This is a genomic window from Mycobacterium sp. GA-0227b (genome assembly GCF_001499855.1).
In the GTDB taxonomy this organism is placed as follows: Bacteria; Actinomycetota; Actinomycetes; order Mycobacteriales; family Mycobacteriaceae; genus Mycobacterium.
This window is the reverse complement of the sequence record NZ_LQIK01000023.1, coordinates 73,470-87,372: the sequence shown is the minus strand read 5'-3', so window position 1 is coordinate 87,372 and position 13,903 is coordinate 73,470. Positions and strand designations below refer to the sequence as shown.

Annotated in this window: 16 protein-coding genes and 1 pseudogene; 13 read left to right on the top strand and 4 right to left on the bottom strand. The window is 67.2% G+C overall.

The window, feature by feature from the left end:
• The first annotated feature begins 34 nt into the window (after positions 1-34).
• Positions 35-451 carry a pyridoxamine 5'-phosphate oxidase family protein gene (locus tag AU185_RS13820; protein WP_059100146.1) on the top strand — a complete coding sequence of 139 codons (417 nt, stop codon included), beginning with the start codon at positions 35-37 and terminating at the stop codon, positions 449-451.
• Here AU185_RS13820 and AU185_RS13815 read toward each other — a convergent pair.
• Together AU185_RS13815 and AU185_RS13810 are read right to left on the bottom strand one after the other, a co-directional pair.
• Entirely contained in the window at positions 448-777 is a 330-nt protein-coding gene (locus tag AU185_RS13815) for a DUF3618 domain-containing protein (protein WP_059099877.1), read from the bottom strand. The genes AU185_RS13820 and AU185_RS13815 overlap by 4 nt on opposite strands.
• On the bottom strand, positions 774-1,175 hold the full coding sequence (locus AU185_RS13810; protein WP_172800215.1) for a phage holin family protein: 402 nt from the start codon (positions 1,173-1,175) through the stop codon (positions 774-776). The genes AU185_RS13815 and AU185_RS13810 overlap by 4 nt, the downstream gene beginning before the upstream one ends.
• 366 nt (positions 1,176-1,541) lie before the next feature.
• On the opposite strand from AU185_RS13810, the gene AU185_RS25160 reads away from it, so the two are divergent.
• The 3 genes from AU185_RS25160 (at position 1,542) to AU185_RS13795 (ending at position 3,920) form a co-directional block, all read left to right on the top strand.
• Positions 1,542-2,015 (top strand): hypothetical protein, encoded by a 474-nt coding sequence (locus AU185_RS25160; protein ID WP_059100147.1) that lies wholly within the window; start codon positions 1,542-1,544, stop codon positions 2,013-2,015.
• A gap of 234 nt (positions 2,016-2,249) precedes the next feature.
• A complete protein-coding gene (locus AU185_RS13800; RefSeq protein WP_059099879.1) occupies positions 2,250-3,125 on the top strand; it encodes a L,D-transpeptidase in 876 nt (291 codons plus the stop codon).
• Positions 3,126-3,167: 42 nt separating this feature from the next.
• The gene (locus tag AU185_RS13795) at positions 3,168-3,920 is read left to right on the top strand and encodes an alpha/beta hydrolase (RefSeq protein WP_059099880.1); all 753 of its coding nucleotides are present in this window, start codon (positions 3,168-3,170) and stop codon (positions 3,918-3,920) included.
• A gap of 8 nt (positions 3,921-3,928) precedes the next feature.
• Here the strand turns inward: AU185_RS13795 and AU185_RS13790 are convergent, their stop codons facing one another.
• Positions 3,929-4,630 (bottom strand): GAF and ANTAR domain-containing protein, encoded by a 702-nt coding sequence (locus tag AU185_RS13790; protein ID WP_059099881.1) that lies wholly within the window; start codon positions 4,628-4,630, stop codon positions 3,929-3,931.
• A 132-nt stretch (positions 4,631-4,762) separates the two neighbouring features.
• Positions 4,763-5,260, bottom strand: coding sequence for a DUF1990 domain-containing protein (locus AU185_RS13785; RefSeq protein WP_059099882.1), 498 nt, complete (start codon positions 5,258-5,260; stop codon positions 4,763-4,765).
• 93 nt (positions 5,261-5,353) lie between these two features.
• On the opposite strand from AU185_RS13785, the gene AU185_RS13780 reads away from it, so the two are divergent.
• From AU185_RS13780 to pdxS, 9 genes and pseudogenes are all read left to right on the top strand, one after another.
• Positions 5,354-5,983 (top strand): PaaI family thioesterase, encoded by a 630-nt coding sequence (locus tag AU185_RS13780; protein WP_059100148.1) that lies wholly within the window; start codon positions 5,354-5,356, stop codon positions 5,981-5,983.
• The gene (locus tag AU185_RS13775; protein WP_059099883.1) at positions 5,980-6,399 is read left to right on the top strand and encodes a TIGR02611 family protein; all 420 of its coding nucleotides are present in this window, start codon (positions 5,980-5,982) and stop codon (positions 6,397-6,399) included. Before AU185_RS13780 ends, AU185_RS13775 begins: the two co-directional genes overlap by 4 nt.
• Positions 6,400-6,463: 64 nt before the next feature.
• Entirely contained in the window at positions 6,464-8,518 is a 2,055-nt protein-coding gene (thrS, locus tag AU185_RS13770) for a threonine--tRNA ligase (RefSeq protein WP_059099884.1), read from the top strand.
• Positions 8,515-9,087 carry an ATP adenylyltransferase gene (locus AU185_RS13765; RefSeq protein ID WP_059099885.1) on the top strand — a complete coding sequence of 191 codons (573 nt, stop codon included), beginning with the start codon at positions 8,515-8,517 and terminating at the stop codon, positions 9,085-9,087. The genes thrS and AU185_RS13765 overlap by 4 nt, the downstream gene beginning before the upstream one ends.
• Entirely contained in the window at positions 9,084-9,758 is a 675-nt protein-coding gene (pgsA, locus tag AU185_RS13760; RefSeq protein WP_059100149.1) for a phosphatidylinositol phosphate synthase, read from the top strand. The genes AU185_RS13765 and pgsA overlap by 4 nt, the downstream gene beginning before the upstream one ends.
• Positions 9,755-10,693 (top strand): phosphatidylinositol mannoside acyltransferase, encoded by a 939-nt coding sequence (locus AU185_RS13755; RefSeq protein ID WP_059099886.1) that lies wholly within the window; start codon positions 9,755-9,757, stop codon positions 10,691-10,693. Before pgsA ends, AU185_RS13755 begins: the two co-directional genes overlap by 4 nt.
• Positions 10,693-11,895 (top strand): glycosyltransferase family 4 protein, encoded by a 1,203-nt coding sequence (locus AU185_RS13750; RefSeq protein ID WP_059099887.1) that lies wholly within the window; start codon positions 10,693-10,695, stop codon positions 11,893-11,895. The genes AU185_RS13755 and AU185_RS13750 overlap by 1 nt, the downstream gene beginning before the upstream one ends.
• A pseudogene (locus AU185_RS13745) lies at positions 11,892-12,922 on the top strand (NUDIX hydrolase). Before AU185_RS13750 ends, AU185_RS13745 begins: the two are co-directional and overlap by 4 nt.
• Before the next feature lie 66 nt (positions 12,923-12,988).
• A complete protein-coding gene (pdxS, locus tag AU185_RS13740) occupies positions 12,989-13,900 on the top strand; it encodes a pyridoxal 5'-phosphate synthase lyase subunit PdxS (RefSeq protein ID WP_082683887.1) in 912 nt (303 codons plus the stop codon).
• Positions 13,901-13,903 lie beyond the last annotated feature (3 nt).

Here is a 13,903-nt window from a genome sequence, read left to right as displayed (position 1 = left end):
CCTTACGTGATCGGTCTGGTGACGGCGGGTGACCATGTCTGAAGTGAACCAGCCCGGGGAGATACTTCCGGAAAGCGAATGCTGGAAGCTGCTGGGCAGCGCGTCGTTGGGGCGACTCGTCACCAGCGCCGACGGCCAGCCGGAGATCTTCCCCGTCAACTTCGTCGTTCAGCGTCGGACGCTGTTGTTCCGCACCGCCGATGGCACCAAGTTGGTCAGCACCGCGATCAACCGCGACGTGGTGTTCGAAGCCGACGACCACAACGTCGCCGAAGGCTGGAGTGTGGTCGTTCGGGGCGTGGCCCGCCCGGTGCGCGATGACGACGACCTCGCGGAGGCCGAACGGGCGCAACTGCTGTCGTGGACTTCGCACGTCAAACAGCACTACGTCCGCATACTTCCGACAAGGGTCACGGGCCGCCGCTTCCGGTTCGGACCGTCGGAAGGCTAGCGGCGGCGACGCCAGACGACGATCCCGAGCACCGCAAGGATGGCGATGACCGCCGCCACGGGCACCGTCCGCTTCGGGTTGTCGGTGGCCGTATGCCGCAGCGTGTCCGCCTTCTCGACGACGCGCTCCTTCGTCTCTGTCGCCTTGTCCTTGGCGCGTTCCTTGGTTTCGTCGACCTTGTCCTTGGCGCGCCCTTTCACATCCAACTTGGCCTGCAGCGCCTCGACCGTCTCGCCGAGTTCGTTGCGGGTCTGCTCGATGTCGGCCTGAATATCGTCAACGCCCGCTTCCGGGCCTGGTTCGGGACGTGAATCCGGTGCGGTCATGAACGGGCGTCCTTCAATTCCTGGATGTCGGCTTTCACCGTCTCGACGGTCTTCGGAGCCGCGGGAGTGACCTCCCGAGCTTGTTTGCGTCCGATCAGCGCGGCGATACCCGCGACGACGAACAGCGCTGCCGCCACGATCAGCGCCGCAGCCCACACCTCCAGCACCAGGGACAGCGCCGCCACCGCCGCGGCGATCAACGTCGCCGCGCCGAAGAAGGCCAACAAGCCCGCGACGCTGAACAAACCCGCGCCGATTCCGGCGTGCTTTGCTGATTCCTGAAATTCCTTTTGCGCCAACCGCATCTCGTCGCGAATCAGCCGCGACGTCTGCGTCGACAACTGACTCATCAGTTCGCCGATCGACGGGTCTGCGGTAGACCTCGATTCCACCGTCATCACATACCAACCTCTGACTTGTCCTGACCTGTCGCGACAGTGATGCCCGTGGTCAACGGCCCCGAAACCCCGTGTCGACTTTGAATGCATCGAGACCTGCGACGGGGCGCACGAAGCGGTCGACCCGACACAGAACCGCAGGTGAGACCGATTGGCAGGGCGCCGGCGGCACCGGCGGCGGGACACCCGGTCGTCCAACCATTCCGAACCGGTCACCAATTGGAAACGGTGCGGTGCGGCGTGGTGCGTCGCCGGCCGTTCGCTGCTGATATTAACGCGGTCGCAGAGGCGCGACTTCAATGCGGCATGCACCTCTGCTGCCTCAGTTGAACGAAAGTACGAGCGTGAATGAAGGGATCAACGTCGATGACGACCTTTGAACGAGTCAACATCGCGGCAGCCATCGGGGCTGGATTGTGTGGGTTGGCGATGGCGTTGAGCCCGGCGGCGCTGGCCGGGGGCTACGAATGTGTCCAGACGTCGACTGGGGAAGCCCCTGCAGGTGCACCGCCCGGAGCGGTGTGCGCTCCGCTCACCGACATGGCCGGCGTGCCGATGGCGTTCCCCGGTCCGCCGCCCGTCGCGCCGCCACCGGTCGTGCCGCCGCCGCTGGTGCCGCCGATCGTGCCCCCGCCGCTCGTGCCACCGGCCGTGCCTCCGCCCCTGGTGCCGCCGCCCGTCGTGCCGCCGATTGCGGCCGGTGCTCCGGTGGCAGCCGGCGCCCCACTCACCACGATGGGTGGCGCCGCCGGTAAGGGCGGCAAGGGCGACTCTGTCGGCTCACCGCGGCCGGGCGCGCCCGCGCCGGGTCAGCCCACACCGCCCGGTCCTGCGGGCTAACGGTGCGCTGAGGACAAATCACCCGGGTTCGGCCCGGCGGCGAGTACGACCAGCCGCCGGGCCAAATCCGTTTCTGGACAACGAGCTTCACCTCTCCGAAGAATGCTCGTCCAGTCGGCCGTGGCCCAAACGTGACGCAGACTTAATCGAATTGCCTACGTACACTTGGACTTAATCCGCCGCGGCTCCCTTAGCATTATTGACATCGTTGTAATTTCGAGGGAGGCACCAAGATTGCGTGCGGTCATCAGGTGTGTTCTTGCCGCGGTCGTCGTCGCTACCTGTGTGGTGGCCGGGCCGGCCGACGAAGGCGCGGCAGCTGCCAGCCAGTCGGTGCGAATCGCCATCGCCTCCATCCTGCCCGCGGAAGGCCAGATCGTCGGGGTGGCGCACCCCGTCGTGGTGACCTTCGAGACGCCCGTCGTCGACAAGCGCGCCGCCGAGCGGTTTCTCGACATCACATCGACGCCCGCCATGACGGGCAAGTTCGAATGGCTCGACAACGAGACCGTGCAATGGGTGCCGGACCGATTCTGGCCGGCGCACAGCACCATTGCGCTTTCCGTAGGCAACCTGAAGACGAACGTCGCGACGGGTCCGGCGGTCGTCGGTGTTGCCAATACCTCGGAACACACGTTCACCGTGACGATTGACGGCGTCGACGCGGGACCGCCCTCGATCCTGCCTGCTCCACACCACCGGCCACACTTCGGCAAGCCCGGCGTTTTTCCGGCGTCAATGGGAAGACCCGAATATCCGACGCCCGTCGGCACGTTCACCGTATTGGCCAAGGAACGCAACGTCATGATGGATTCGAGCAGCGTCGGCATCCCGGTCAACTCGGAGGACGGTTACCTGCTCGACGTCGAATGGGCCGTCCGGATCACCAGACGCGGCATCTTCGTGCATTCGGCACCGTGGGCGGTCAATTCGCTCGGCTACGAGAACGTCAGCCACGGGTGCATCAGTCTCAGCCCCGAGGACGCCGAGTGGTATTTCAACACCGTGAAGGTCGGTGATCCGGTTATCGTGCAACAGAACAGCGTCGAGGTGCCACGGCCGAGGGTCGAACCGGAAAACCCGGAAGTTCCTCGAGTAATCGCCCGTTGACAAGGCTTCGTGCCGACCGCGACCGGAAGGACCCCGACCCGAGTGGACAAGGCCAAGCCCCCCGTTCTGTTTCTGCACGGCGTGTTCGGTCGACCGTCACTGGTGCAGCCGTGGACCCGATTCCTCGAGAACGCCGGCTTCGAATGCCACGCGCCGGTGCTGCCGGGGCGTGACCCGACCAATGGCGAGGTGCTGGCGCGCACCGGCATCCAGGACTGCTTCCGGGTGGCGCTGGCGGCATACGACCAACTGGACGCCGCGCCGATCGTCATCGGCCACAGCATGGGCGGCCTGCTGGCTCAGAAGATCGCCGCAGCGCGTGATCCTCGTGCTGCGGTGCTGCTGGCGTCCATCCCGCCCGGCGTGCTCTGGCCGCAACTTCGCGTCCTGCCACACCTGTTCCCGCTGCTTCCGCGCATCCTCGCGGGCAAGCCGTTCCTGCCGTCCGAGCGCACCATGCGGGAGGTTCCGCTCAGCACGCTCGACCGGGCCGAACAGGACGATCTGCTGCCCCGACTCGTTCGTGACTCGGGCAGGGTCTTCCGCGAGATGTCGATGGGAGCGTCGTCCACCAAGGTGAGCGCCCGAGACGTCACGTGCCCCGTGCTGTGTGTCAGCGCGGGTGCTGATCGAAATGTCGCACAATGGATCTCACGACGGATCGCGGCACGCTACAACGCGGAGCATCAGGTCCATCCCGGCTTGCCGCACTGGATCATCGCGCAGTCCGCGGTCGATGACGTCGCGCCGCCGGTCCTGGACTGGTTGAACAAACAGCTCGACCTCGTGGGCTAACCAGGCTCTCAGGCCTTGGCGTTCTCCACGAACTCCGTCGCAATCTTGATCAGCGGCACGTTGGAGTCCTGAGACAGCTTGCGCAGCAGGTCGAACGCCTGAACGGCGTCGACGCCGTAGCGCTCCATGATCATGCCCTTCGCCTGGCCGATGGTGTCGCGGCTGGCCAAGGCCTGTCTGAACTGTTCGTCGCGACGTGCCGCGTTCCACGCCACCGAAGAATGCGCCGCGAAAACCATTCCGATGCTTCTGGATTCGTCGCCGAAAGAGTCGTGCTCCTCCGAGTAGACGTTGAGCGCACCCATCGTCTCACCCTCGATGAAAAGCTGAAACGCCATGATCGACCGAATCGGCGTCTCCGCGAGGGCATCTCGGCGATAGTTCGGAAACCGGTCGTCAGTTTCGAGGTCGGCGACGTAGACGATCTTCTTCTCCCACGCCGCGGTCAGGCACGGGCCCTCCTGATGGCGCTGCTGGATCTTGTCCAACAGCATCGGGTACAGGTGGGTCGCCGCGGGGGTCTCGACGCTCTTGGACTTGCGGGTGATGGTGATGCCGGCGTACTGGGCGCCGGGGATCTCGACGGCCGCATGTTCGGCCAGCTCGGCGATCACCGTGTCGGCGTCGGGCCGGTTGTAGAGGCCGCGCACAAGTTCGGCGATGCGCAAGTGCGTGCCCTCGCGCTCGTCGGGTTCGTTCGCCATCACCATCTGAGGTCCTTCTTCCAGTCGTTCAAGGCTACGCGCACGAGCCCGCGGTTGATCCTGCGTTCGGGCGGGAATTATCGGCGACGCAAGAAACCGTCAGTGCAGAGTAAGGCCTACACCGCAGATCTACATCCGTTACAGCGCCCGCAGGTACCGCTCGGTGACGACCCGCTGCACCAGCGACGTCACCGGCGACCCCAGGCGACTCCACCAGGTCGCGTGCCGGGAAAAGGCCGTCACCACGGCCGACACCTGCTCCGATGCCGGGTCGTAGCGCACCAGGAACAGCTCCTCGCCCGACTCTGCGTGGCCGGGCAGGGTGCCGTAAGCGAACCCCCGACGGTCGGGTTCGTCGACGACGTACACCACGCGGCACGGCGCCCCGATCGGACCGAGGTGCACGATCACTTCGGATCCGACCTCCGCGACTTCCGTCGTCGCTTCCACGCGTACTCCGGCACCGCGCAGCATGCCCCATCGCATGCCCGCCGCGGCGGCCTCCTCGAAGCGGCTTCGGCCGCGGCCGATGACGGCGGTCTTGTGCACGTGGTGATACCCGGACGGCAGCACGTGCGCGGTGGCGCCCACCTCAAGATAGGTGAGCGGCAGCGTGGCGAGATCGCTCAGCTTCATCCGGCTACCTTGTCATCGTCGCCGTACCGTCGTGCGGTGACCATGAGCAACGCCGGAGCGGCCGGCGACCGAGCGAGGCAATACGGTGGTCCGGTGACCTTTGAGCAGCCTGTCGCGGCGGAGCCCGGTGGGGGCTTCAATCCGCCCGTCCCCACCGAGCGCGGAGGACCCGACTACGGACGCTTCATCGAAGCCGTCCGCACGCTGCAGGACCATGCGCGCGCGGCCGACGCTCCCGACGAGGTGATCACCGAAGCCGCGGACCAGATCGAGAAGGTGTCGCAGCTGCTTGCGCCCTATTACGCCGACGAGTGGGCCTCGCCCTCCGGCCGGCGGATGGACCTGCCGAACCGCGGCAACGTCCTGGCGGTGCCGCTGGACGTGCACGTCACCGATGACCGGCGCATCGTCGGCACCGCGGAGTTCCGCCGCTTCCACCTCGGCCGCAACGGCGCCGCGCACGGCGGTGCGGTCGCGATGCTGTTCGACTCGCTGCTCGGCTTCACCGCGTTCAAACTGAGCGGCAGCAGGGCACAGCGGACCGCGTTCCTGCACGTCGACTACCGCAAGATCGCACACGTCGAAAAGCAGTTCCAGGTCGTCGCCGGCATCGACAGGATCGAGGGCCGCAAGATCTTCGTCTCCGGGCGGCTGCTGGACGCCGACACGGTTCTCGCCGAAGCGCATGCGCTGTTCGTCAAGCTCAAGCCGGGGCAGCCGTGAACGGCCCCGAGGTCAAACGACGCTGGGCACGCTGGCGCGATCGGCTGCGCGAACGTCGCCGAGCGGAGTTCGTCTACCGCATCGTCGTCGGGGTCGTGGGCCTGATCGTGCTGGGCGCGGGCATCCTCGCCATCCCGTATCCGGGGCCGGGGTGGGCGATCGTGTTCATCGGGCTGGGCATCCTGGCCACCGAGTTCGACTGGGCCCGACGACTGCTGGCCTACGCCAAGGAGCGTTACGACAAAGTGATGGACTGGTTTCACCGCCAGCACGCCGTCGTGCAGATTCTCGGCGGCGTGTTCACCGCGCTCGTCGTTGCGCTGACACTGTGGTTGCTGGGCGCACTCGACTGGTCCGCCGAATTCGTCGGGTTCGAACACGAGTGGCTGAACAGTCCGATCGGCATCGGAGACTGACGACTCACCCCGATAGCATGGTCGCGTCCTCGACTCTGTTGACAACGAAACTGGAGAGCCCCCGATGAGCGCCGCCGCCCGCCCCGCCCCCGCAGCCCCGATCCGGGTCGCTGCAGGGACCACCGCGGGCGAGGCGGTCCGCGAGGCGGGGCTGCCGAGTAGGGGGGCGCCCGACGCGATCGTGGTGGTCCGCGACGCCGAGGGGCGGTTACACGACCTGTCGTGGGCACCCGACGCCGACGTCGAGGTGACTCCGGTGGCCGCCGACACCGACGACGGTCGCAGCGTCATCCGGCACTCGACCGCCCACGTGCTGGCCCAAGCCGTGCAGGACCTGTTTCCCGAGGCGAAGCTCGGCATCGGACCGCCGATCACCGACGGGTTCTACTACGACTTCGACGTGGAACGCGCGTTCACGCCCGAGGACCTGGCCGCGCTGGAGAAGCGAATGCGCCAGATCGTCAAGGAAGGCCAGCTGTTCTCCCGGCGCGTCTACGAGTCCAAAGACCAAGCGCGCCAAGAACTCGCCGACGAGCCCTACAAGCTCGAGCTGGTCGACGACAAGTCCGGCGACCCCGACGTCATGGAGGTCGGGGGCGACGAGCTGACCGCATACGACAACCTCAATCCCCGCACGCGCGAACGGGAGTGGGGCGATTTGTGCCGCGGGCCGCACATCCCGACGACGAAATACATCCCGGCGTTCAAACTCACCCGTAGTTCGGCGGCGTACTGGCGCGGCAATCAGGACAACGCGAGCCTGCAGCGCATCTACGGCACGGCGTGGGAGTCGCAGGAAGCCCTCGACAAGCACCTCGAGTTCATCGAAGAGGCGCAGCGGCGCGACCACCGCAAGCTCGGCGCCGAACTCGACCTGTTCAGCTTCCCAGACGAGATCGGTTCGGGGCTGGCGGTTTTCCATCCCAAGGGCGGGATCATCCGCCGCGAGCTCGAGGATTATTCGCGACGCAAGCACACCGAGGCCGGCTACCAGTTCGTCAACACCCCGCACATCACCAAGGCGGAGCTGTTCAAGATCTCCGGGCACCTCGACTGGTACGCCGACGGCATGTTCCCGCCGATGCACCTCGACGCCGAGCTCAATCCCGACGGCACCGTGCGCAAGCCTGGCCAGGATTACTACCTCAAGCCGATGAACTGCCCGATGCACTGCCTGATCTTCCGATCGCGCGGGCGGTCGTATCGCGAACTTCCATTGCGGCTCTTCGAGTTCGGCACCGTCTACCGCTACGAGCTGTCGGGCGTCGTGCACGGGTTGACCCGGGTGCGCGGGCTGACGATGGACGATGCGCACATCTACTGCACGCGTGACCAGATGCGTGGCGAGTTGGCCTCCCTGCTGCGCTTCGTGCTCGACCTGCTCGGCGACTACGGCCTGACCGACTTCCACCTGGAGCTCTCGACCAAAGACCCCAAGAAGTTCGTCGGCTCCGACGAGCTGTGGGAGGAGGCCACCAACGTGCTGGCCGAGGTGGGTGCCGCGTCGGGACTGGAGCTCGTGCCCGACCCCGGCGGCGCGGCCTTCTACGGCCCCAAGATCTCCGTACAGGTCAAAGACGCGCTCGGCCGCAGCTGGCAGATGTCGACGATCCAGCTGGACTTCAATTTCCCGGAGCGCTTCGAGCTGGAGTACACCGCGGCCGACGGGTCGCGGCAGCGGCCGGTGATGATCCACCGCGCGTTGTTCGGGTCGATCGAGCGCTTCTTCGGAATCCTCACCGAGCACTACGCCGGTGCGTTCCCCGCCTGGTTGGCGCCCGTGCAGGTGGTCGGCATCCCGGTCGCCGACGACCACGTCCCGTATCTGAACGGCCTTGCGACACAACTGAAGATGAAAGGTATCCGGGCCGAGGTGGACGCCAGCGACGACCGGATGGCCAAGAAGATCGTCAACCACACCAACCAGAAGGTGCCGTTCATGTTGGTGGCGGGGGACCGCGACGTCGAGGCCGACGCCGTCAGCTTCCGCTTCGGTGACCGCAGCCAGCTCAACGGCGTGCCGCGAGAGGAGGCCGTCGCCGCGATCGCCGACTGGATCGCGAGCCGGCAGAACGCCGCTCCCACCGCAGAACTGCTCGAGGTGGGCGCGTCGAAGTGAGCCGCGAAGAACGCGAAGAGCGGACCATAATCGACCGCGGCGTCGGTGAACCCGACCACCTGCAACGGCTGTGGACACCACACCGGATGAGCTACATCGCCGAGTCGCCGATGAAGGCCGGATCGGCGGGATCAGGGAAATCCACCCAGCCGTTCACCGACATCCCCACGATGCCCGACGAGGAAGGCCTGGTCGTCGCGCGCGGTGAGTCTGTCTACATCGTGCTCAACCTGTACCCCTACAACCCGGGGCACTCGATGGTGGTGCCCTACCGGCGGGTCTCCGAGCTGGAGGACCTCAACCCCGATGAGAGTTTTGAGCTGATCTCGTTCACGCAGAAACTGATTCGGGTGATCAAGTCGGTTTCCCGGCCGCACGGCTTCAACGTCGGGCTCAACCTGGGTCAGTCGGCGGGCGGCTCGCTCGCCGACCATCTACACATGCACGTGGTCCCGCGCTGGAGCGGGGACGCGAACTTCATCACGATCATCGGCGGCTCGAAAGCGGTGCCGCAGTTGCTGCGCGAGACCCGTGAACTGCTGGCGACGGAGTGGGCGAAACAGCGGTGAGCAACTTCTACCTGATGACGCGCGCGGCGTACGAGAAGCTCAGCACGCCCATCGCCAAAGGCGCACTACGGGCCGGATTCACACCCGACAGCATCACGATCCTGGGCACCGCGGGTTCGGTGCTGGGCGCGCTGACGCTGTACCCGATCGGCCAGCTGTGGTGGGGCTCGGTCGCCGTGTGGTTCTTCGTACTCGCCGACATGCTCGACGGCGCGATGGCCCGTCAGCGTGGTGGTGGCACCCGTTTCGGCGCCGTATTGGACGCCACCTGCGACCGGATCAGCGACGGCGCCATCTTCTGCGGACTGCTGTGGTGGGCCGCCTTCGGACTGCGGAGCACGTCGCTGGTGGTCGCGACGGCGATCTGCCTGGTGACGTCGCAAGTCATCTCCTACATCAAGGCGCGCGCCGAAGCCAGCGGACTGTCCGCGGAGGGCGGTTTGATCGAGCGACCGGAGCGGCTGATCATCGTGCTGGTCGGGGCCGGGCTGTCCGGGTTGTTCGGCGTGGTGTGGCTGCTGCACGTCGCGATGTGGACGCTCGCGGTGACCAGCCTGGTCACGCTGGGCCAGCGGGTGCACAGCGTGCGTACGTCGCCGGGCGCGATGGACAAGATCACCAAGCCCGGCGGGTCGGGCACCGAGGACGAGACCGAGGCGAACGAACCGTGACCAGCACACCCTCCGGGCCGACGGCGGTATTCGCTAACCCGTTGGGTGGCTGGATCACCGACTGGGGGTACGCCGCGGGCTGGCGGCTGGTCCGGGCGATGCCGGAATTCGTGGCGCGCAACGCTTTCGACGCCGGGGCGCTCTACGCGGCGCGCGGAGGCGGGCCGGCTCAATTGCGCAAGAACCTGGCCCGTGTCATCGGCGTACCACCCGAACAGGTGCCTGACGCGCTGATTCGTGATTCGCTGGCCTCGTACGCCCGATACTGGCGGGAGGCGTTTCGGTTGCCGACGATGGACCATGAGGCGCTCGGCCGCGAACTCGTCGTGGACGATATCGAGCGCCTGTGGGCCGCCCTGGACGCAGGCCGCGGTGCGGTCCTGGCATTGCCGCACAGCGGTAACTGGGACATGGCCGGGGTGTGGCTGGCGCAGAACTACGGCACCTTCACCACTGTCGCCGAACGGCTCAAGCCGGAGTCGCTGTACAACCGGTTCGTCGCGTACCGGGAAGGCCTCGGCTTCGAGGTCGTTCCGCTGACCGGTGGTGACCGCCCGCCGTTCGAGGTGCTCGCCGACCGCCTGCGCGACAACAGGCCCGTCTGCTTGATGGCCGACCGCGACCTGAGCCGCAGCGGGGTGCAGGTGAACTTCTTCGGTGAGCCGACCCGTATGCCGGCGGGCCCGGCCAAGCTCGCCATCGCCACCGGCGCGGCGCTGTTTCCGGTGCACTGCTGGTACGAGCGCGACGGCTGGGGCATGCGGGTGTATCCCGAAGTCGACACGTCCTCCGGCGACGTCACCGTCCTCACCCAGGCGCTGGCGGACCGGTTCGCCCGCAACATCGCCGCGCACCCGGCCGACTGGCACATGATGCAACCGCAGTGGCTGGCCGACCTGCCCGCGGCCCGGCGCGCGAAACTGGAGGCCGGCTAGTGCGCATCGGCATGGTCTGCCCTTATTCGTTCGACGTGCCCGGCGGCGTGCAGTCGCATGTGCTTCAGCTCGCCGCGGTGATGCACGACCGCGGCCACGACGTCAGCGTGCTCGCGCCCTCCTCGCCGGGAATGGCGTTGCCCGACTACGTGATTTCGGGCGGCAAGGCCGTGCCGATCCCGTACAACGGATCGGTCGCGCGGCTGCGGTTCGGGCCCGCCACGCATCGCATGGTCAAGCGGTGGTTGGCCGACGGCGACTTCGATGTGCTGCATCTGCACGAGCCCAACGCGCCGAGCCTGTCGATGCTTGCGCTCAACATCGCCGAGGGCCCGATCGTCGCGACGTTCCACACCTCGACGACGAAATCGTTGACGCTCACCGTGTTCGAGCCGATCCTGCGGCCCATGCACGAGAAGATCGTCGGCCGCATCGCGGTGTCGGACCTCGCTCGGCGCTGGCAGATGGAGGCGTTGGGCAGTGACGCGGTCGAGATCCCTAACGGGGTCGACGTGGCGTCGTTCGCGTCCGCGCCGCTGCTCGACGGCTACCCGCGTGCGGGCAAATCGGTGCTGTTTCTAGGCCGCTTCGACGAACCCCGCAAGGGCATGGCCGTGCTGCTTCGCGCGCTGCCGAAGCTGGTGAAGCGGTTCCCCGACGTCGAGGTCCTGGTCGTCGGCCGCGGTGACGAGGACGAGCTGCGCGACGATGCCGGTGACCTGGTCACCCATCTACGCTTTCTCGGTCAGGTCGACGATGCGGCCAAGGCCTCGGCGATGCGCAGCGCCGACGTGTACTGCGCGCCGCACACCGGCGGTGAGAGTTTCGGCATCGTCCTCGTCGAGGCGATGGCGGCGGGCACTGCGGTGGTGGCCAGCGACCTTGACGCGTTTCGGCGGGTACTCGCCGACGGGGTGGCCGGGCGCCTGGTCCCGGTCGACGATGCGTCGGCATTGGCCGACGGGCTGATCGAAGTGCTGGCCGACGATGGGCTGCGCGAGCGCTACATCGAGGCCGCAACGAAAGCGGTCCGACGCTACGACTGGTCGGTGGTGGCCCGGCAGATCATGCGGGTGTACGAGACCGTCTCCGGGTCGGGAGCCAAGGTGAGGGTGGCCGGCGGTGACAGTGGCAGCAGCGCCAAGGCCGCGAGGGCAGCGCGGACGGCGAGGACAGGGAAGGCGACCGGAGGCGTCCGGTGATCACCTGGATCGTGGTGATCACGCTCGCGGTGCTGCTCGTCGTCATCCTGGCTATCGGCGGGTGGGCGTTGCAGACCGCCAACCGGCTGGACCGGCTGCATGTCCGTTACGACCTGTCCTGGCAGGCGCTCGACGGCGCATTGGCCCGCCGTGCCGTCGTCGCCCGGGCGGTCGCCGTCGACGCCTACGGGGACGGTTCGGAAGGGAAGCGGCTGGCGGTACTGGCCGACGCGGCCGAGCGGGCCCCGCGGGCTGCGCGGGAGGCCGCCGAGAACGAACTGTCGGCTGCCCTGGCGATCGTGGACCCGGCGTCGCTGCCGCAGCCGCTGATCACCGAACTGGCCGACGCGGAAGCGCGGGTGGTGCTGGCCCGCCGCTTTCACAACGATGCGGTGCGCGACACCCTTGCGCTGCGCGAGCGACGTGCGGTGCGGATCTTGCGGCTCGGCGGAACCGCGGCGCTGCCAACGTATTTCGAGATCGTCGAGCGGCCCGAAACGGCACCGGAGGTCGGCCGCCGGTGAGCTGGCGCACGTCGGCGCGGGTGGTGCTGCTCGATGAGGCCGGCGCGGTGCTGCTGCTCAGTGGCTCGGATCCTTCGATGGTCGACGCCCCGCGCTGGTGGTTCACCGTCGGTGGCGCGGTGGAGCCGGGGGAGAGCCTGGCCGATGCCGCGGCGCGAGAGATCGGGGAGGAGACCGGCTTACAGGTGGCCGCCGCCGACCTCGTCGGGCCGCTGTGGCGGCGTCAAGCGGTGTTCGAGTTCGATGGCGCCGTGATCCGCAGCGAAGAGTTGTTCTTCGTGCACCGCACCATCCGGTTCGAGCCGACGACGGGAGGCCACACCGCCCTGGAACGGCGCACGATTCACGGCCACCGCTGGTGTGATGAGACAATGATCCAAGAGCTGGTCGCCAATGGCGAAACCGTCTACCCGCTGCAACTCGGCGAACTGCTGAAAGACGCCAATGCGTTCGCCGACGCGCGCGGGGGCGGTCCGCGCCAGCAGTTGCAATCGATCCGCTGACTTGCGGAATCAATACATTTGCGACCGCGTTTAGACTGGATCAGTAGCGATTCGGAGGAGATAGCAGTGGATACCGCACCTAACAATGGGTCGGTGACCCAGACCGGAACCGCCCGGGTGAAGCGCGGCATGGCGGAGATGCTCAAGGGCGGCGTCATCATGGACGTCGTCACCCCGGAGCAGGCGCGCATCGCCGAGGGCGCCGGTGCGGTGGCGGTCATGGCGCTCGAACGGGTGCCCGCCGACATCCGCGCCCAGGGCGGCGTCGCGCGGATGAGCGATCCCGATCTCATCGAGGGCATCATCTCCGCGGTCACCATCCCGGTGATGGCCAAGGTTCGTATCGGCCACTTCGTGGAGGCCCAGATCCTGCAGAGCCTCGGCGTCGACTACATCGACGAGTCCGAGGTGCTCACCCCCGCCGACTACACCCATCACATCGACAAGTGGAAGTTCACCGTGCCGTTCGTGTGCGGTGCGACCAACCTGGGCGAAGCGCTACGGCGCATCACCGAGGGTGCGGCGATGATCCGCTCCAAGGGCGAGGCCGGCACCGGCGACGTGTCCAACGCGACCACGCATATGCGCCAGATCGGCGGCGAGATCCGCCGGCTGACGTCGTTGTCCGAAGACGAGTTGTACGTCGCGGCAAAGGAACTGCAGGCGCCCTACGACCTCGTCGTCGAGGTGGCGCGGGCCGGCAAGCTGCCGGTGACGCTGTTCACCGCGGGCGGCATCGCGACTCCGGCCGACGCGGCGATGATGATGCAACTGGGCGCCGAGGGCGTGTTCGTCGGCTCGGGCATCTTCAAATCCGGTGACCCCGCCGCGCGCGCCGCCGCAATCGTCAAAGCGACCACGTTCTACGACGACGCCGACGTGCTGGCCAAGGTGTCGCGCGGCCTGGGCGAACCCATGGTGGGCATCAACGTCGAGGACGTCGCAGCCCCACACCGGCTCGCGGAGCGAGGCTGGTAAGAC